General features: G+C 77.2%; 11 protein-coding genes. 7 read left to right on the top strand and 4 right to left on the bottom strand.

Going from position 1 to position 18,882, the window contains the following annotated elements:
* Positions 1-118: 118 nt before the first annotated feature.
* Genes cobF through JOE68_RS29420 form a run of 3 tightly spaced genes read right to left on the bottom strand, consistent with a single transcriptional unit; the run spans position 119 to position 7,392 of the window.
* Positions 119-883, bottom strand: a complete 765-nt coding sequence (gene cobF / locus JOE68_RS29410; RefSeq protein ID WP_204845622.1) for a precorrin-6A synthase (deacetylating) — start codon at positions 881-883, stop codon at positions 119-121.
* Between the two features lie 60 nt (positions 884-943).
* Entirely contained in the window at positions 944-4,591 is a 3,648-nt protein-coding gene (locus JOE68_RS29415; RefSeq protein WP_204845623.1) for an ATP-binding cassette domain-containing protein, read from the bottom strand.
* Positions 4,592-4,602: 11 nt separating this feature from the next.
* Entirely contained in the window at positions 4,603-7,392 is a 2,790-nt protein-coding gene (locus tag JOE68_RS29420) for a tetratricopeptide repeat protein (RefSeq protein ID WP_204845624.1), read from the bottom strand.
* 230 nt (positions 7,393-7,622) lie between these two features.
* On the opposite strand from JOE68_RS29420, the gene JOE68_RS29425 reads away from it, so the two are divergent.
* The 4 genes from JOE68_RS29425 (at position 7,623) to JOE68_RS29440 (ending at position 13,409) form a co-directional block, all read left to right on the top strand.
* Entirely contained in the window at positions 7,623-8,666 is a 1,044-nt protein-coding gene (locus tag JOE68_RS29425) for an LLM class flavin-dependent oxidoreductase (RefSeq protein WP_204845625.1), read from the top strand.
* A gap of 16 nt (positions 8,667-8,682) precedes the next feature.
* Positions 8,683-10,719, top strand: a complete 2,037-nt coding sequence (locus JOE68_RS29430) for a cobyric acid synthase (RefSeq protein WP_204845626.1) — start codon at positions 8,683-8,685, stop codon at positions 10,717-10,719.
* A 256-nt stretch (positions 10,720-10,975) separates the two neighbouring features.
* Entirely contained in the window at positions 10,976-12,067 is a 1,092-nt protein-coding gene (cobA, locus tag JOE68_RS29435; RefSeq protein ID WP_204845627.1) for a uroporphyrinogen-III C-methyltransferase, read from the top strand.
* On the top strand, positions 12,060-13,409 hold the full coding sequence (locus JOE68_RS29440; RefSeq protein WP_204845628.1) for a cobyrinic acid a,c-diamide synthase CobB: 1,350 nt from the start codon (positions 12,060-12,062) through the stop codon (positions 13,407-13,409). Before cobA ends, JOE68_RS29440 begins: the two co-directional genes overlap by 8 nt.
* A 4-nt stretch (positions 13,410-13,413) precedes the next feature.
* Here the strand turns inward: JOE68_RS29440 and JOE68_RS29445 are convergent, their stop codons facing one another.
* Positions 13,414-14,247 (bottom strand): SAM-dependent methyltransferase, encoded by an 834-nt coding sequence (locus JOE68_RS29445; protein ID WP_204845629.1) that lies wholly within the window; start codon positions 14,245-14,247, stop codon positions 13,414-13,416.
* A 238-nt stretch (positions 14,248-14,485) separates the two neighbouring features.
* Between JOE68_RS29445 and JOE68_RS31555 the strand changes: the two genes are divergently transcribed.
* From JOE68_RS31555 to JOE68_RS29460, 3 genes are all read left to right on the top strand, one after another.
* Complete coding sequence (locus JOE68_RS31555) at positions 14,486-15,199, top strand: TetR/AcrR family transcriptional regulator (protein WP_239562394.1); 714 nt, start codon at positions 14,486-14,488, stop codon at positions 15,197-15,199.
* Between the two features lie 5 nt (positions 15,200-15,204).
* On the top strand, positions 15,205-17,391 hold the full coding sequence (locus JOE68_RS29455; RefSeq protein ID WP_204845630.1) for an MMPL family transporter: 2,187 nt from the start codon (positions 15,205-15,207) through the stop codon (positions 17,389-17,391).
* Positions 17,392-17,507: 116 nt separating this feature from the next.
* Complete coding sequence (locus tag JOE68_RS29460) at positions 17,508-18,836, top strand: MFS transporter (RefSeq protein ID WP_204845631.1); 1,329 nt, start codon at positions 17,508-17,510, stop codon at positions 18,834-18,836.
* Positions 18,837-18,882: the final 46 nt, after the last annotated feature.

Consider the following 18,882-nt stretch of genomic DNA (forward strand, 5'->3'; position numbering starts at 1 on the left):
GCCCCGACACCCCGGTGACGACCGGACCGGCGCGGAAAACCGAGCGGTCCTGTTCCGCGGCGGTGAATCCGCCGGCGCCCGGCCCGCGCGGGGGAGACCCCGGCGGGCGGGGGCCGGCTCAGCGGGACCGGCGGCGCAGCAGGTAGGTGTCCATGATCCAGCCCTTGCGCTCGCGGGCCTCGGCGCGCAGCGGCGGGATGCGGTCGGCGACCTCGGCCAGCGGCCCGGCCACGGTCAGCTCGTCGGGCGTGCCGAGGTAGGCGCCCCAGTAGATGTCGAGGTCGGGGTCGTCCAGCCCGGTGAAGGCGTTGTGCGCGTCGAGCATCACGACCACGTCGTCCACCCCCTCGGGGAACCCCTCGGCGGCCAGCCTGCGCCCGGTCGTGACCAGCACCGGCTTGCCGATCTGGTTGACGCTCGTGCGGTGGGTCGCCACCAGCGCGGACACGCTGCTGATGCCCGGCACCACCGAGTAGTCGAACGCCACGTTCCCGCGCCGGTGCACCTGCTCGACCACCGCGATGGTGTTGTCGTACAGCGTCGGGTCGCCCCAGCACAGCACCCCGCCGACCTCGTCCTCGCCCAGCTCGTCGCGGAACACCCGCTCGTAGAGGTCGGCCCGGCGCCCGTGCCACTCCGCGACGGTCTCCACGTAGTTCGCGGGCGCGCGGTCGCGCTCGACGTCGGCCACCTGGACCACCCGGTAGCCGGGCTCCCGGACGTGCCGCTCCAGGATCGCGCGCCGGGCGTCGACCAGGTCCTTCTTCGCCTCTCCCTTGTCCAGCAGGAAGAACACGTCGACCTCGTTGAGCCGGTTGATCGCTTGGACGGTCAGGTGGTCGGGGTCCCCGGCACCGATGCCGATGAGGTGGATCGCGCGCATGACGGCAGTCTCCCACGCCGCCCGCCCGCGCCGGCCGGAGTCCACCGCGGGCCCCGGGCCTCACCCGGCCAGGTGGCCCCACCGGTCGGCCAGCCGCGCCCACGGGCCCGCCGCCGCGGCGACCCCGTCGCACAGCACCAGCACGGTGTCGGCCCGCACGAGGGCGGCGCGCTTGGACGTCGAGCCGATGACGGTCGTGCCGCGGGCGCGCAGCGCCCGCCAGAGGTCCAGCTCGGTCGCCGGGTCGAGGGCGGAGGACACGTCGTCGACGACCAGCAGCTCGGTGTGCGGCGCCAGCGCCCTGGCCAGCGCGAGCCGCTGGAGCTGGCCGCCGGACAGCCGGACGCCCCGGTGCCCGACCGGCAGCGCCGTGCCCCGGCCGGCCACCGCGAGGTCGTGGTCGAGCTGCGCCGCGGTGACCGCCCCGGCCAGGTCGACCTCCCGCCCGAGGTGGATGTTGTCGGCCACGGTGCCGGAGAGCACCCGCGGCTGCTGGGCGACGTACCCGACGCGGGCGGGCCGCAGGAACAGCTCCGGGTCCCGCACCGGCTCGCCGTCCCACCGCAGGGACCCGGTGTGTCGCACGAGCCCGGCCAGGGCGCGCAGCAGGGACGACTTGCCGGCCCCGACCCGGCCCACCACCAGCACCAGCTGCCCGCGGGTGACGGTCAGGTCGACACCGCGCACGCCCACCGTGCCGTCGTCGTGCACCGCGCCGAACCCGACCAGCTCCAACCGGTGCAGCGGCTGCCGGGTCAGGGCGGGCGGCTCGGGCGCGACCCCCGCCGCCAGGTCCACGCCGGGCACCGGGGCGGAGTACGCGCCGGTGCCGGTCATGGCCGCGGTGCGCGCGGTCCACACCCCGGCCGAGCGGACCTGCGAGACCAGCGAGGCGGTGGTCGACGCGAACCAGCGGGCGCCGCCCAGCACGGCCACGGCGACCAGCGTCGCGCCGGGCGACAGGTCGCCGGACAGGTACAGCGCCCACGCCGCGATCGGCAGCAGGCCGCTGAGCGCCGACGCGGTCGAGCCGGCCCACAGGCGGGCGGCGACCTCCCGCCGCGACCGGTCGCCGCGCGCGCCGTCGAGCCGCGCGAGGTGGGCCAGCACCGGTCCGGTGGCCCCGGCCAGCTTGACCGCGCGGGCGGCCGACAGCGCCGAGCCCAGGGCGGTGGCGAACGCGGCGCGGGCGGCGACGGTCCGCCGCGCGCGCCGCCCCAGCGCCGGCCCGAACAGGGCGGCGGACAGCCCGGCGAGGACCATCGTGCCGCCGAAGAACGCCGCCGGCGCCCACGAGCCGGAGACCACCGTCATGGCCACCATGGCGAGGACCGCGACGAGGTGGTCGTGCAGGCCGTCGGCGAGCACGACCGCCCGCCCGGCGTCGCCGCCGTGCGCGACGACGTCCGCGGCCGGGTGCCTGCCGACCCGGCGCGGGCCGGTCTGCCCGTGCACCAGGCGCAGGCTCACCCGCAGCACCTGGCGCGCCCACCACTCGGGGTACCACCGGCCGGCCCAGTAGCTCAGCGGCGTGGTCGCGAGCAGCACGGCGGTGATCACCAGGGCGGGCCCGAACGGCTCGCCCCGGCCGTCGCTCACGTCCGCCCACAGCCACGCCGGCACCGGGCCGTCCAGGGCCAGCAGGACCAGGCCGAGGAAGAGCAGGACGCCGGTGGTCCCGTAGCGCGGGTCGTTGTGGGACAGCCGGAACACCTCGCGCAGGGTGCGCGCGGGAGGGGGCTCGGGCATCGGCGGGGGATCGACCCGGCGGGCGGCGGGCGGCCCCTGCGACGCGCACCGCCCGTCCGGCGCGCCCCCCTCGGCTCGCTCGTCCTGCTCGGCTCGCTCGTCCTGCTCGGCTCGCACGTCCCCCTCGACTCGCTCGTCCCCCTGGGTTCGCGCGTCCTGCTCGGTCTGCTCGTCCTGTTCGGTTCGCGCGTCCTGCTCGGTCTGCGTGCCTTGCTCGGTCTGCGCGCCCTGCTGGGCCCACGTGCCCTGCTCGGTTCGCGCGCCCTGCCCGATCGGGCCGCCCCGCTCGACCGCCGGCGTCGGCCCGTCGGCGTCGAGCAGCCGGGCGAACCGCTCGGACCCGCGCAGCGGGCCCGCCTCGACCACCCGGCCGTCGGCGAGCACGACCACCTCGTCGCACCGCCGCACCGACGACGGCCGGTGCGCGATGACGATGCCGATCCGGTGGCGCAGCAGCCGTTCGCCGGCCCGCTGCACGCGCGCCTCGGTGACCGGGTCCAGCCGCGCCGTCGCCTCGTCCAGGACGACCACCCGCGGGTCGCGCACGAGCAGCCGCGCGAACGCCAGCAGCTGCTCCTGCCCGGCCGACAGCACGTGCCCGTCCTCGCCCAGCCTGGTGCCCAGCCCGGCGGGCAGCCCGGCGGCCCACGCGGTCAGGCCCAGCTCCGCCAGCGCCCCGGGCACGGCCGGGAGCAGCCGGTCGTCGAAGAGGGTGATGTTCTCCGCGAGCGTGCCCGCCAGGATCTCGGTGCGCTGCGGGACCAGGCCGATCCACCGCCGCAGCGCGTCCACGTCGAGGTCGACCAGGTCGGCGCCGCCCAGCCGCACCGCGCCGCGCGGCACGTCGACGGTCCGGGTGAGCACCCTGGCCAGCGTGGACTTCCCGGCCCCGGTGCGCCCGACGAGCGCGTACGACCGGCCGCGGACGAACGTCAGGTCGACGTCGCGCAGCGCCGGCCCCCGCCCGTCGCCCGGGTAGCGGAAGGTCAGCCCGCGGACCACCAGGTCGCCGTCGGCCGGCTCGGCCCCGCCGGAGGGCTCCTGCGGGGCCGAGCGCAGCGACCGCAGGCGCTCCCACGCGCCCAGGGCCTGCTCCAGCCGGGGCGCCGTGCGGCTCACGTGCTCGACGATGCCGCCGAAGGCGATGGCCAGCAGCCACACGGAGGTCAGCTGCGCGGCGTCGACGCGACCGGCGGCCAGCGCCGCGACCCCGCCGAGCACGACGGCCGCGACGCCGCACCGGACGACGCCGGTGGCGGTGGCGGTGACCCGCGCGGACAGCGACCACACCCGCCGCCCCCGGACCAGCACGCGGCGGGCCTGCCGCGCGCACAGCCGCAGCACGTAGGGCTGGGCCAGGCTGGCGCGCACGTCGTCCTGCCCGTGGACGGCCTCCTCCACCACCGCGGCCAGGTCCGACCACGCCTCCTCCTGCGCGGCGCGGGCCTCGGCGATCCGGCGCGCCCGCCCGCGCAGGCAGACCGCGAGCAGCGCGGCGAGCCCGACCATCACGAGGCCGGCGGGCCACCAGACGAAGGACGTGGTGACCACCGACAGCACGCCCAGCACCAGCGACTGGGCCAGCCGCACCCACGTGCCGCGCAGCTCGGACGCCACCTGCTGCACGTCGCCGTCGACGCGGTCGAGCAGCTCGCCCGCGGGCGTGGCCTCCAGCGCCGGCAGGTCCTGCCCGAACGCGACGCGGCACAGCCTGCGGCGCACGTCGGTCGCCCAGTCGGTGGTCAGCCCGGCGGTGACCAGGCCGACGGCCAGGTCGCCGGCGACGGCCACCACCAGCGCCGCGGCCAGCGCCGCGAAGTGCCCCGGCGAGCGGTGCAGCAGCACCGCCCCGGACAGCGCGGGCGCGGCGGCCTGGCCGCAGCCGGCGAGCAGCAGCAGGCAGGCGACGGCCGCCGTGCGGCCGGGCGAGGTCGCCCAGAGGTCCCGGAGGAGGCCCACCCCGGCCCGCCCTACGCGGTGCGCCCGGCGCGCAGGCGGTCGCCGAACGCGGTGCCGAGGGCGTCCAGCGCGGGCCGCCAGCGGGCGCGCCACCGCTCCTGCGCCCGGACGTCGCGCTCCAGCGCGGTCACCACCAGGTGGAGGCGCTCCAGCGCGGCCCGCGGGTCGGGGAAGCGCCCCCGGCCGCGCAGCGAGCGCACGAAGCGCGGGTCCAGCGACCCGACCGCGTTGCGCACGAGCACCGCCCGCACCCGGTGGTCCCACCGGAGGAAGGACACCAGTCCCGGCCACGCGGCGGCGCGCCAGTGCCGGAGGGCGGCGGGGTGGCGGTCGGCCCACTTGGCGGCGACCCCGGCGAACCGCTCGGCCGCCGCCTGCTCCGAGCCGGCCGCGTAGAGGGGCTTGAGGTCCCGCAGCAGCTCGGCCCGGTCGCGCTTGGCCATCGGTCCGGCCGGCCGCGGGAAGGCGGTGCGCACCAGGTGCGCGGTGCTGGGCTGCACGACCGCCCCCGGCCAGAGCCCCCGCACGGCCGCGGGCACGCCCTCGACCCCGTCGCAGACCACCAGGCACGCGTCCTGCGCGCCGCGGTCCCGGATGCCGGCCAGGGCGTCCCGGTCGGGCTCGTCCGCCCACAGCGCCAGGAAGTCCCGCCCGCCCTCGGCGGTCACGCCCACCGCCAGGCGGAAGTCGCGCCCGCCGGGCGTGCGGACGCCGGGCAACTCGTCCACGAAGATCGCCGCGTACACCGGTTCCAGCGGCCTGGCGCGCCAGGCCGCCATCCCGTCGACCACCCGGCCGACGACCTCGGCCACCGCCTGCTCGGTCACCCCGGCGCCCCACGCCCGCGCGGCGCGCGCGGCGATCTCCCGGTGCGCCAGGCCGGTGGCCGCCAGGCAGAGCACCAGGTCGTCGAGCGCGGGCCGGGGCCGCGGCAGGCCGCCCGCCGGTCGCCTCCGGTGGGCGGCGCCCTGCTCCCGCAGGGCGGTCGCCTCGGCGGCCCGGCCCGCGGCCCGGTAGGCGCGCGCGAGGTTCTCGCGCGTGGCCGCGGTGCCGGGGTGGTCGGGGCCGAGCACCTCTTCGCGGGTGGCGAGGGTGTGCCGGTGCAGGGCGATCGCCTCGGCGGTGCGGCCCGCCGCCTGGTAGGCGAGGGCGAGGTTGTTGCGGGAGGCGAGGGTGTCGGGGTGGCGGGGGCCGAGCACTCGCTCGCGGGTGGTGAGGGTCTGGTGGTGCAGGGCGATCGCTTCGGTGGTGCGGCCGGCGGCCCGGTAGGCGAGGGCGAGGTTGTTGCGGGAGGCGAGCGTGCGGGGGTGGTCGGGGCCGAGCACCCGTTCGCGGGTGGTGAGGGTCTGGTGGTGCAGGGCGATCGCCTCGGTGGTGCGGCCGGCGGCCCGGTAGGCCAGGGCGAGGTTGTTGCGCGCCGCCGATGTGGCGGGGTGGTCCGCGCCGAGCACCCGCTCGCAGTCCGCCGCCGTCCGCTCGTGCAGGGCGATCGCCTCGGTGGTGCGGCTCGCGATCCGGTAGGTCACCGCGAGGTTGTCGCGCGCCGCCAGGGTCTTCGGGTGGTCGGCGCCGAGCGCGCGGCCCTCGTCCGCGGCCAGCGACCGCGCCGTCAGGACCGCCTGCGCGGGGCTGTCGCCCAGCTCGTTGAGCAGCGTGGTGGCCCACCAGCGCAGCCGGGTGATCCCGCCGGTCGCGGCGTCGTCGCCCCGGCCGCACGCGGCCGCGTCGTGCAGGGCGGCGATCTGCCCGACCAGGTCCCGCACGGCGCGCGGGTCCCGGTGCCGGTCCGGCCACAGCTCGACCGCCCGCGCGTCCAGGAGGGCGGTCGCCGCCGCGCACGCGGCGTCGCCCGCCCGCTCCCGGCGGACCACGTCCAGCACCAGGCGGTGCGCGCAGACGCCGGCGGTCGTGGTCACCAGCGACGCCCGCGCCAGCCGCGCGAGCGCGCGGTCGACCACCTCCGGGGCCGCCCGGACGCCACCGGGCAGCCCCGCCCCGCCCGCCGCGCGCACCAGCGCCGCCGGCGCCCCGTTCGGCGACAGCACCGACAGCAGTTCCAGCAGCGGACCGCACACCCCGGTGGGGTCGTCCTCCCGCACGGCCTCCAGCGCCAGCAGCGCCGCCCCCTCGGCCGGCCCGCGCACCTCCAGGGCCCGCAACCGCTCCAGGAGCGCCCGGTACCCCACGCCCCGGGTGCGGATCACCCCGGCGGCCAGCTCCAGCGCCAGCGGCAGGTTGCCCAGCCCCGCCGCCAGCTCGCGCGCGCCCGCGTCCTCGGCCAGGCCCGCCCGCTCCGCCAGGAACGCCGCGGCCTCGGCCCCGGTGAACGCGCCCACCGGCACCACCTCGCCCAGCCCGGCGGCCCCGTCGCCCACGACGACGACCCGCGCGCGGCCACCACGGGGGAGGAACGGCCGCACCAGGCCCGCGTCCGCCACGTCGTCGAACACCAGCAGGCACCGGTCGCCGCCCGCCTCCAGCCGCCGCCGCACCGCCGGCCCGGCCTGCTGCTCGTCGCCGCACCGGGCCAGGCCCAGCGCGCCGCAGACCTCCGCGAGACCGCCCAGCACGCCGCGGACGTCCGAGGCGTCGACCCACGCCACGAGCCACCCCTCGGCCCGGCGGGCCCGCGCGACGGCGGCGGCCAGGTGCGTCCGCCCGGCGCCCGGCGGCCCGGTCAGCACCCGCACCCGCGGGCCGGGGCGCGACAGCGCGGCCACCAGGTCCGGTCGGGGCCGGAACCCCGGCGGTGGGGCGGGCACCCGGCCCGACCGCACCGGACCGGTCTCGGCACTGGACAAGTCGGCGCCCCCTCTTCGCCCGTTCGGCCGCGCCGCACGGCAGGACGTGGACGAGCCGCCGGCGCCGGGACGCGGCCCATCCTGCCGGCACCCGGCCGCGGTGCGCCGCAACACCGTGCGGGGGACCGGAGCGACGCCCGGCGCGGCGCGCGCGGCGCGGGACCGCGGCGCACCCGGTGTAGGACACTGGGGCCGCCCACCGCGCGGGGGCAGGAGGGAGCGCAGCGCCGATGGAGGTCGAGTTCATCGGGTACGTCCCGGCCGGCACCAGGGAGTCCGCCATCGACCTGCCGCGCATCCGGGAGGGCGTCCGGCGGCACGAGGAGGCCGGGTACGACACGGTCCTCATCGGCTACGGGCCCGACAGCCCGGACCCGTTCCAGGTCGCCGCCTACGCCGCGGCGCACAGCAGCCGCATCCGGATGCTGCTCGCGCACCGGGCCGGGGTGGTGTTCCCGACGGTGGCGGCGCGCATGATCGCTTCGCTGGACCACTTCACCGGCGGCCGGATCAGCCTGAACCTGGTGCCCGGCGGCACGCTCGACACCCACCCCCGGCAGGACGGGGACTACCTGTCCAAGGACGAGCGCTACGCGCGCACCGGCGAGTACCTCCGGGTGCTCAAGGCGGCGTGGACCTCCCCGACGGCCTTCTCCCACCACGGCGAGCACTACCGCTTCGACGACTACGAGCCCCACGTCCGCCCGCTCCAGCGGCCCTGGGTCCCGCTGTACGTCGCCGGGTCGTCGCCGGCCGCGCAAGCCGTCGCCGGGGCGCACGCCGACTGCTACGCCTGCTACGGCGAACCCCTCGCGCGCACGGCCGAGGTCGTGTCGTCGGTGCGCGCCGAGGCGGCCCGCGCGGGCCGCTCCACCGCACCCTGCTTCGTCGCCCGGTTCACCGTGGTCCTGGGCGAGGACGACGACCACGCCCGGGAGCGCGCGCGGCAGCACGTCCGCAGAGCGGGCGCCCCGGTGGACCCGGGCATCCTCAACAACGAGGGCAACAGGCGGTTGAAGGCGGCGGCGAGCGCGGCCGAGCACCACGACCGGGCACTGTGGACGGTCCCGATCGGCTCCTGGGGCAGCGTCCTGAACGCGCTGGTCGGCAGCCCCCGCACGGTGGCCGACGCGCTGCTGGACTACGTGCGGCTGGGGGTCACCGGTTTCCGGATCAGCGGCATCTCCGAACCGGAGGACACCGTGGCGATCGGGCGTGAGCTGATCCCGCTGGTCCGCTCGGCCGCGGCCGGGCGCGGACCGGGCGCCGGCTGACCGGGCAGGGGTGGCGATGCTGTTGCGCAGCCCGCGATGGGTGCTGCTGGACCTGACCTCCGCGCGGCCGGGCGCGGCGCGCCGGCTGGCCGACTTCCTGGCGTCCTGGGACATCCCGACCGAGCTGCGCGCCGAGGAGTCCGAAGTGGACCCCGAGCCCGCCGGGCGCGCCCCGGTGGGACCGCCGCGGATCACGCGGCACGTGCTCGCCCTCGACCGGCTGCCGGCGGGGGAGTGGGTCGAGACCGGGTCGGTGCGCCGCACCTACCTCCGGGGCGCCGCCGTGCTCTACGCCGCCAGGGTGGACGGACCGCCCGGCGCGCACCCGCTGCTGGCGTGGGCGGACCGCACGAGGACGCCGGTCGTGCTGGTGCTGCCGGCCCAGGGGGGCGCGGCGGGCTCGCGGTGGGCCGACCTGGCCGACGCCGTGCTGTTCTCCGGCCCGCCGGGCGCGCCGCCCGGCCGGCCGAGCCTCGGTGTGCTCGACCCGGCGGCGACGGGGGCCGACCTGCCCGGCTTCGACCTGCCCGCCTTCCTCGAACTCGGGCTGCGCGCCCCCGAACTGTCCACACCGGACCCGCCGGGCGGGGGCGGCGCGCGGGCGCCGGGCGGGTCCGCGCCCCGGCCGGCCGGGCGGCGTCGTGCCGGGGCGGCCGTGCTCATGCTCCAGGGCACGCACAGCGCGGCGGGCAAGAGCTTCCTGACCGCCGCGCTGGCCCGCAACTTCGCCAACCGCGGCATCCGCGTCGCGCCCTTCAAGGGGCAGAACCTGTCCAACAACGCCCGCGTCGCGCGCGGCGGCGAGATCTCGGTGGCCCAGTACCTCCAGGCCCTGGCCGCACGGGTGGAACCGGACGTCCGGATGAACCCGGTCCTGCTCAAGCCCGAGTCCGGGCGCACCTACGCGATCACCCTGGGCAGGCCGCGGCCGGAGCTGACCCGGCTGCCGTGGCGGCACCGCAAACCCGTGGTGTGGCCGGTGGTCCGCGCCGCGCTGGCCGAACTGCGCGAGGAGTACGACCTCGTGCTCATCGAGGGCGCGGGCAGCGCCGCCGAACCCACCATCTACCACAACGACGTCGTGAACATGCGCGTCGCGCGGGAGGTCTCCGCGCCCACCGTGCTGGTCACCGACGCCGACCGCGGCGGCGCGGTCGCGCACTGCTACGGCACCTGGGCCCTGCTGCCGCCCGAGGACCGGGCACTGCTGCGGGGCGTGATCTACAACCGGTACCACGGCTCGCCGCAACTGCTGCACGAGGCCGGTGCGCGGCTGACCGAGCTGACCGGGCTGCTCGCGCTCGGCGTCGTGCCCAGGCTGGAGCACCACCTGCCCGACGAGGACACCACCGGCGCCGAGCTGACCCGCGACCGCGGCGACGTCGTGGTCGTCCGCTACCCGTACCTGGCCAACTTCGACGAGTTCGAGCCGCTGCGGCCCGCCGGCGTCCGGTGGGCGCGCCGGCCCGCCGACCTCGACGGGGCGAGGCTGGTGGTCCTGCCCGGCTCCAAGGACGTGGCGGCCGACCTCGCGTGGCTGCGGGAGTCCGGGCTGGCCGACGCGGTCACCGCCCGCGCCGCCGCCGGCGGGCTCACCCTGGGCGTGTGCGGCGGGCTCCAGATGCTCGGGCTCGAACTGTCTGATGTGGACGGACGGGCCGGGGTGCGCGCGACCGGGCTCGGGCTGCTGCCGCTGCGCACCGGGTTCTCGCCGGACAAGCGGCAGGACACCGTCACCTGCCGGTTCGCCGACCTGCCCGAGCCGTGGCGCGGGCTCTCCGGCGTGGAGTACACCGGCTACGAGATCCGCCACGGCCGGACCGGCGTCGTGCCCGGCGGCGAGGTCGCCGCGGTGCTGCCCGGCGGGCGCGGGTTCGCCGCCGGGCCGGTGCTCGGCGTCTACACGCACGGGATGTTCGAGAACGCCGCGGTGCTGCGCGCGCTCGGCGACCTCGGTCCGGGCGCGCGGCTCGACCGGACCTTCGACGCGCTCGCCGCGGCCATGGACGAGCACGTCGACGTGGACCGGCTGCTCCGGCTGGCCGGGCTGTGACCCCCGCGCGCCGCCTTCGGCCTGCCGAAGGCGGCCGAAGCCGCCGGGAAGCCCTTGCCGGGAAGCGTTCTCCGGCAAGCCCCCGCAGGGCTTCCGCGCAGGCGGGCCCTCGTCGCCCCGCCGGGATCGCCGCCGCCGCCGGGTGCCCGCCCGCGCGTCGCGGGCACCGCAGGCCCCGCGGCGCCGGCCGGTTGCCCGATCGGCCGCGGTGCGCGACCCTGGCTCCCGTCGTCGGCGCGACGAGCGCGGGGGGAGCGTGACTGACCGGGTGCTCTACGACCTGTTGGCCGACCGCCGGGTGGCCGTGTTCGGCGGTGGCGCCCCGGTGCTGCCCGAACTCGGCCGCCTGCTCGCCGCCGGCGCCCTGATCACCGCGGTGGCCCCGGAGGTCTGCCCGGCGGTCGAGGCGCTGGCCGCCGCCGGCCGCCTCGACCTGCGGTCCGGGCGCTGGCGCGAAGACGACCTGGACGGGGTCTGGTACGCCTTCGCCGGCACCGCCGACCCGGTCGACGACGCGGCCATCGCCGAGGCCGCCGAGCGCCGCCGGGTGTTCTGCCGGGTGCTCCGCGGCGCGCCGGCCCCGGCCGCCGAACGGTCCACTTCGGACGGTGGCGTCGCGCTGGTCGGCGCCGGGCCGGGCGACCCGGACCTGATCACCGTGCGCGGCCGGGCGCTGCTGGCCGCCGCGGACGTCGTCGTGGTCGACCGCCTGGCGCCGCTGGAGCTGCTGGCCGACCTGCGCCCCGGCGTCGAGGTGGTCGACGCCGCCAAGATCCCCCACGGCCGCGCCGCCGCCCAGGGCGAGCTGAACCGGCTGCTGGTCGAGCACGCGCGGGCCGGCCGGTCCGTGGTCCGGCTCAAGGGCGGCGACCCGTACGTCTTCGGCCGGGGCTTCGAGGAGGTCCTGGCCTGCGCCGAGGCGGGCGTCCCGGTCACCGTGGTGCCGGGGGTCAGCAGCGCGCTCGCCGTCCCGGCCCTGGCCGGCGTCCCGGTCACCCACCGGGGGATGACCCACGAGCTGACCGTGGTGTCCGGCCACCTGCCGCCCACCCACCCCGACAGCCTGGTGGACTGGGCGGCGCTCGCCCGCCTGCGCGGCACGGTCGTCGTGCTGATGGGCGTCACGCACCTGGCCGGCATCGCCGAGGCGCTGGTGGGCGGCGGCCGGGACCCGTCGACCCCGGCCCTGGCCGTGCAGGACGGCGGGACGCCGGCCCAGCGAGTGCTGCGGTCGACCCTGGCGGCCCTGGCGGGCGACTGCTCCGCGCACGGGATCCGCCCGCCCGCGGTGTTCGTCGTCGGCGAGGTCGCCGGCCTCGCCCGCACCGCCGGGGCCGGCGGTGGTTGACCGGCTGGTCGTCGCCGCGCCCTCGTCCGGCAGCGGCAAGACCACCGTGGCGACCGGCCTGATGGCCGCGCTGCGCGCCCGGGGCCGCGTCGTCGCGCCGTTCAAGGTCGGCCCCGACTACATCGACCCCGGCTACCACGCGCTGGCCACCGGGCGGCCCGGCCGCAACCTGGACCCGGTGCTGGTGGGCGAGCACCGCGTCGCCCCGCTGTTCGCCCACGGCGCGGCCGGGGCGGACATCGCCGTGGTCGAGGGCGTCATGGGGATGTTCGACGGCCGCTCGCCCGACTCGGACTCCGGCTCGACGGCGCACGTGGCGAAGCTGCTCTCCGCCCCGGTCGTGCTGGTGGTCGACGCCTGGGGGCAGGCCCGCAGCATCGCGGCGCTGCTGCACGGGTTCCGCGCCTTCGACCCGGAGGTGCGGCTGGTCGGGGTGATCGCCAACCGGGTCGGCTCGCCCGGCCACACCCGCATCCTCGCCACCGCCTGCGCGCAGGCGGGCCTGCCGCTGCTGGGCGGCCTGCCCCGCACGGACCTCGTCGGGCTGCCCTCCCGGCACCTCGGCCTGGTCACCGCCGCGGAGCACGGCGCGGCGGCCACCGCCGCCCTCGACGCGATGACCGGGCTGGTCGCCGACCACGTCGACCTGGACGCCGTGGTGGAGCTGGCCCGCGCGCCCGCGCTCGACGCCGCCGCCTGGGACCCGGCGCGGGAGGTCGCGCCGGTCGCGGGCGCGCCGCTGATCGCCGTCGCGGGCGGACCGGCGTTCACCTTCGGCTACGCCGAGCACCTGGAGCTGCTGGCCGCCGGCGGGGCGCGGACCGCCACCGTGGACCCGCTGCGCGACACCGGCCTGCCGCCGGGCACCGCGGGCCTGGTCCTGCCGGGCGGCTTCCCCGAGCAGCACGCCGCGCCGCTGTCGGCCAACTCCGCGCTGCGCCGCGACGTGCTGGAGTTCGCCCGCGCGGGCGGGGCCGTCCACGCCGAGTGCGGCGGCCTGCTCTACCTCGTGCGCAGCCTCGACGGCCACCCCATGTGCGGCGTCCTGGACGCCGACGCCGGGATGACCGGCCGGCTGCGGCTGGGCTACCGCGACGCGACGGCCGCGGTGGACTCCGTCCTCGGCCCGCGCGGGGCCCGCCGCACCGGCCACGAGTTCCACCACACGGCGATCAGCCCGCCGACCGGCTCGCCGCCGGCGTGGCGGTGGCGCGGTGCGGACGGCGCGGTGGCGGCCGAGGGCTTCGTGCGGGCCGGCGTGCACGCGTCCTACCTGCACACCCACCCCGCCGGGAACCCCGACCTGGTGGCGGCCTTCCTCCGGTCGGCGGCGTCCGCCTGAGCCGCTACGGCAGGGCCTGGTCCACCCGGGCGACGCCGCCGTACCCCAGGGGGCGCGCGACGCTGGTCTCCTCCTGGTCGCCGTCCGGCCGCCAGTCGGGCAGGCACACCAGGCCCGGTTCGACCAGGGTCGTGCCCTCGTCGAACCAGGCCAGGACGTCCCGGTGGGTGCGGACGTGGACGTGCTCGTCGGCGGCGGCGTAGGCGTCCACCAGCCGGGACACCTCGGCCTGCAGCTCGGGGCCCGCCTGCTCGCTGGCGATGTGCGAGATGGCCAGGAAGCTGCCCGGCGCGAGGTGCTGCCGGTAGGTCCTGACCAGCTCGCCGGGCCGGTCCTCGTCGGAGATGAACAGCAGCACCCCGACCATCAGCAGGGCGACCGGCTCGGAGAAGTCGATCAGCCGCCGGGTCTCGGGGTGGTCCAGGATCGCCGAGGGGTTGCGGATGTCGGCCTGGACGATGGTCGCGAACGGGTTGCCCACCAGCAGCTGCCGGGCGTGGGCGTAGGCGACCGGCTCGTAGTCCACGTACACCACGCGGGAGGCCGGGTCGACCTGCTGGGCGATCTCGTGCACGTTGCCGACGGTCGGGATGCCCGAGCCGAGGTCGAGGAACTGCCGGATGCCCTGGTCGAGGCAGAACTTGACCACCCGGCGCAGGAACGACCGGTTGAGCTTGGTGACCGCGGGCACCGAGGGGGCGATGGCCAGCACCTGGTCGGCGAACGCGCGGTCGACGGCGAAGTTGTGGGCGCCGTCGAGGAAGTAGTCGTAGGCGCGGGCGGCGGACGGCACGCTGAGGTCGACGTCGCTGCGGGGTTCGAAGGACGAGGAGGACACGGTGGCGGCCTTCCGTGGTGCGGCGGTTGCGTGGGATGACGAGCCTAGGTGGCCGCTCGCGCGCACGGGACCCCAGGGTGACCGGGACGACGGCGTTCCCGCGACGGCGCGGTCGCGCTGCTCCGTTTGGGCTACGGGGGCGCGGGCACCCTCCCGGGACGACCGGGTGACGGAAAGCACCTACCGAATCGGTCGGTAAGCCGACCGGATCGGTAGGTCGATTGCTACGTTGAGGACCATGGTCCGACCACTGCGCCGACACGTCGACGAGCAGATCCTCGACCGCGCGGCAGGGTTGTTCGCGCGGCACGGCTTCGCGCACACGTCGCTGAAGGACCTGGCCGACGCCGTCGGCCTGTCCAAGGCCGGGTTGCTGCACCACTACCCGAGCAAGGAAGCCCTGTTCGACGCCGCGCAGGAGATGGGCCGCGCGCACAGCCGGCGGGTGCTGGAGCAGGTGCTGCCGCTGCCCAGCGGGCCGGCCCGGGACCGGCGGGCGGTCGAGCTGCTGGTCGACTTCGCCCTGGACCGCCCCGGCCTGATCGCCCTGGCGTCGCGCGCGATCAGCGCCCTCGGCGCCGGCGACCGCGACGGCGCCCACGACGGCGCGGACGGCAGTTCTCGCGTCAGCGCCGACGGCGCCGGCGACAGCGCTGACAACGGCTCCGGCGACAGCGCTGACAACGGCTCCGGCGACGGCGGCCGGGGCGCGGACGGCGGGCTGGACGGCGCGGACCAGTTCGTGTTCTCGGTGTTCGAGGTGGACCCGGACGCGGGCGGCACGGAACGCCTGGTGCGCGTCGTCGGGATGCTCGGCGCACTGGCCGTGCTCAGCCTGTCGGCCAACCACGAGGGCGACAAGACCGGCTGGCGCCCGCACATCATCACGACCTGCCTCGACGCGCTCGGCCACCGCGGCCCGCGTGCCGGGGCTTCCCAGGTGGAGGCTTGATCCCCATGGCACGTCTGCTCTACCGGCTCGGCTACGGCGCGCACCGGCGCCGGCTGGTCGTCGTCCTGCTGTGGCTGCTGGTCCTGGCCGGCTCCGCGGTGGGCGCGGCGACCCTGGCCGGGACGACCGCCAACTCCTTCGCCATCCCCGGGCAGGAGTCGACCACGGCCCTGGACCGGATCAAGGAGGAGTTCGGCTCCGGCGGCGGCGCGACCGCCCGCGTGGTGGTCAAGGCCCCCGAGGGGCAGAAGCTGACCACCCCGGAGAACGCGCCCGCGATCGGCGAGCTGGTCGCCCGGCTCGGCGGGCTGCCGGGCGTCGCCTCGGCGAGCAACCCGCTCGACCCCGCGGCCCCGACCGTGAACGCCGACCAGGACGTCGCCTACAGCACGGTCACCTACACCGCCGAGGTCGGTGAGGTCACCGACGAGCAGCGCGCCGCCCTGGACGACGCGGTGGCCGACGCCCGCGCCGGCGGCCTGACCGTCGAGGCCACCGGGGAGGCCACCCAGGCGCCGCCGCACGTCGGCGGCGCGGCCGAGGTGATCGGCGTCGTCGTCGCCCTGGTGATCCTCGCGCTCACCTACGGCTCGCTGGTCACCGCCGGCATGAACATGCTCACCGCGGCGGTCGGCGTGGGCATCGGCGCGCTGGGCGTCACCATCGCCACCGGCTTCCTGGAGCTGCAGTCCACCACGCCGATCCTGGCGGCCATGCTGGGCCTGGCCGTCGGCATCGACTACGCCCTGTTCATCATCAACCGCTACCGGCAGGAGCTGCGGCGCGGCCGGGACGTGGGCGAGGCCATCGGCACGGCGGTGGGCACCGCCGGGTCGGCCGTCGTCACCGCCGGCCTGACCGTGGTGATCGCCCTGGCGGGCCTGACCGTCGTCGGCATCCCGTTCCTGACCCAGATGGGCGTCGCCGCCGCCGCGACCATCGTCGTGGCCGTCCTCGTGGCCGTCACCCTGGTCCCCGCCGTGCTGAGCTTCCTGGGCCGCCGCGCCCTGCCCCGCAAGCAGCGCTCCGCGCCGGTCGAGCCGGGCGCCGAGCAGGCGGAGCACCACGAGCGGGGCTTCTTCCGCGGCTGGGTCGGCGGCGTCACCCACCGGCGGGTGGCGGCGCTGCTGCTGTCGGTGGTGGGGCTGGGCGTGATCGCCGTGCCCGTCGCCTCGATGCAGACCACCCTGGTCCTCCCGCCGGCCGAGGGCACCACCCAGGCCCGCGCGGAGCGGCTGCTCACCGACGGCTTCGGCGAGGGCTTCAACGGCCCGCTGGTCGTCCTGTTCGAGGGCGACGGCGTGGTGGAGACCGCCAACCGGACCGGTCGGTCGCTGTCCGACCTGGACGACGTCGCCCTGGTCACGCCCGCCGTGCCCAACCCCGCGGGCACCGCCGCCATGGTCACCGTCATCCCGGAGTCCGGGCCGGCCACCGCGGCGACCGAGCAGCTCGTCACCGACCTGCGCGGCCGGCTGGCCGACGTCGACGGCGCCACGACCTACGTCACCGGCACCACCGCCGTGAGCGTGGACGTCGCCGTGGCCCTGGACGAGGCCATGCCGGTCTACCTCGCCCTGGTCGTGGGCCTGGCGCTGATCCTGCTCGTCCTGGTGTTCCGGTCCCTGCTGGTGCCGCTGGTCGGCGTGCTCGGCTTCCTGCTCACCATCGGCGCGTCGCTCGGCGCGACGGTCGCGGTGTTCCAGTGGGGCTGGCTGGCCGACGCGGTCAACCTCGACACCACCGGCCCGCTGCTCAGCCTCACCCCGATCCTGATGGTCGGCATCCTGTTCGGCCTGGCCATGGACTACCAGATCTTCCTGGTGTCCCGGATGCACGAGGCCCACCACCGCGGCGACCCGCCGCGCGGCGCGATCGTCACCGGCTTCCGGCAGGCCGCGCCCGTGGTCGTGGCGGCGGCGCTGATCATGTTCTCGGTGTTCGCCGGGTTCGTCCCGGCCGGCGAGGGCCCGATCAAGTCCATCGCCTTCGCGCTGGCGGTCGGCATCCTGGTGGACGCCTTCGTCGTGCGCATGGTCCTGGTGCCCGCCGCGCTGGCCCTGCTGGGCGAGCGGGCCTGGTGGCTGCCCCGGTGGCTGCGGTGGCTGCCCGCCCTCGACGTCGAGGGCGCCGGCCTGGAGGACGACGGGTTCCCGGCCGGCCGCCACGCCCTGGTCGAGGCCGAGCGGTGAGGTGACCGCGGTCCGGCGCCGGGACCCGGCGCCGGACCGCGGCGGGCCTTGACGGTGCGTCGCGGACCGTCCTACGTTCCGGAGTCGGACTCGATCACCGGACCGCGGAGGCGGGGATGGCCACCGGCACACCGCAGCGGAGGGGTCTCGCCAGGGTCCTCGCGGCGAGCGTGGCCGGCACGACGATCGAGTTCTACGACTTCTTCCTCTACGGCACGGCCGCCGCGCTGGTGTTCGACAAGGTGTTCTTCCCCGTCGGCGACCCGCTCACGGGGGTGCTGGCGGCGCTGGTGACCTACGCCGTGGGCTTCCTGGCCCGGCCGCTGGGCGGCGTGCTGTTCGGCCACCTCGGCGACCGGCTCGGCCGTCGCCGGACGCTGTCGCTGAGCCTGGTCCTGATGGGCGGCGCGACGGTCGCGATCGGCCTGATCCCGTCCTACGCCACCATCGGCGTCGCCGCGCCGGTCCTGCTGACGCTGCTGCGGCTGGTGCAGGGGCTCGCGCTGGGCGGCGAGTGGGGCGGCGCGGTGCTGCTGGTGGCCGAGCACGGTTCGGCGGCGCGGCGCGGGTTCTGGAGCAGCTGGCCGCAGACCGGCGGCCCGCTGGGCAACATGACCGCCACCGGGGTGCTCGCGCTGCTCGGGCTCGGCGTCACCGACGCCGAGTTCCTGGCGTGGGGCTGGCGCGTCCCGTTCCTGCTCTCGGCGGTGCTCGTGGTCATCGGGATCTGGTTGCGGCACGCGGTGGAGGAATCGCCGGTGTTCCTGGCCGCCCGCGAGTCGTCGGCGGCCGGGCCGGCCCGCGCGCCGATCGCGACCGTGCTGCGCCACCACCGCGAGCCGGTGCTCATCGCGGCGCTGGCGAACGTGGGGGAGAAGGCGACCTACTACACGTTCAGCATCTTCCTGATCCCCTACCTGACGCAGGTCGTGCACCTGCCCAAGGGCGCCGTGCTGTCGGCCGTCACCATCGCGTCGGTCTTCCAGGTGGTCGCGATACCGGTGGGCGGGATGCTCGCCGACCGGTTCGGGCGGCGTCCGTGCAGCATCGCGCTGGCGGTGCTGGTCGCGGTGTGGGCGCTGGTCGGGCTGCCGCTGGTGGACACCGGCCGGTTCGCCGCGGTGACCGCCGCGGTGGTCGTCGGGCTGACCCTGCACGGGCTGCTGACCGGCGGGCAGTCCGCGTTCTTCGCCGAGCTGTTCCCCAGCGAGGTGCGCTACACGGGCGCGTCGCTGGGCTACCAGTCGGCCACCGTCGTCGGCGGCTCGCTCGCGCCGATCATCGGAGTGGCGCTGCTGCAGCGGTTCCCGTCCACGCTCCCGGTCGCCCTGTTCCTGTGCGCCACGCTGGTGTGCACGGTGGTCGCGTTCCTGTGGTCGGGCGAGACGCGCGGGCGCGACCTGCACGACATCAGCCGGCGCCACGAGACCCCGGAGCGAACCTGAGCGGTGCTCCGAGACGGGCGTGAACCGCCTCCGGCGGGTGGTCGCG

The organism is Saccharothrix algeriensis, from assembly GCF_016907655.1.
In the GTDB taxonomy this organism is placed as follows: Bacteria; Actinomycetota; Actinomycetes; order Mycobacteriales; family Pseudonocardiaceae; genus Actinosynnema; species Actinosynnema algeriense.

Excerpts from the sequence above, each read along its gene's own strand:
- cobF (WP_204845622.1), bottom strand. The coding sequence starts at position 883 with ATGCGCGCGATCCACCTCATCGGCATCGGTGCCGGGGACCCCGACCAC.
- JOE68_RS29425 (WP_204845625.1), top strand. The coding sequence starts at position 7,623 with ATGGAGGTCGAGTTCATCGGGTACGTCCCGGCCGGCACCAGGGAGTCC.
- JOE68_RS29430 (WP_204845626.1), top strand. The coding sequence starts at position 8,683 with ATGCTGTTGCGCAGCCCGCGATGGGTGCTGCTGGACCTGACCTCCGCG.
- JOE68_RS31555 (WP_239562394.1), top strand. The coding sequence starts at position 14,486 with ATGGTCCGACCACTGCGCCGACACGTCGACGAGCAGATCCTCGACCGC.
- JOE68_RS29455 (WP_204845630.1), top strand. The coding sequence starts at position 15,205 with ATGGCACGTCTGCTCTACCGGCTCGGCTACGGCGCGCACCGGCGCCGG.
- JOE68_RS29460 (WP_204845631.1), top strand. The coding sequence starts at position 17,508 with ATGGCCACCGGCACACCGCAGCGGAGGGGTCTCGCCAGGGTCCTCGCG.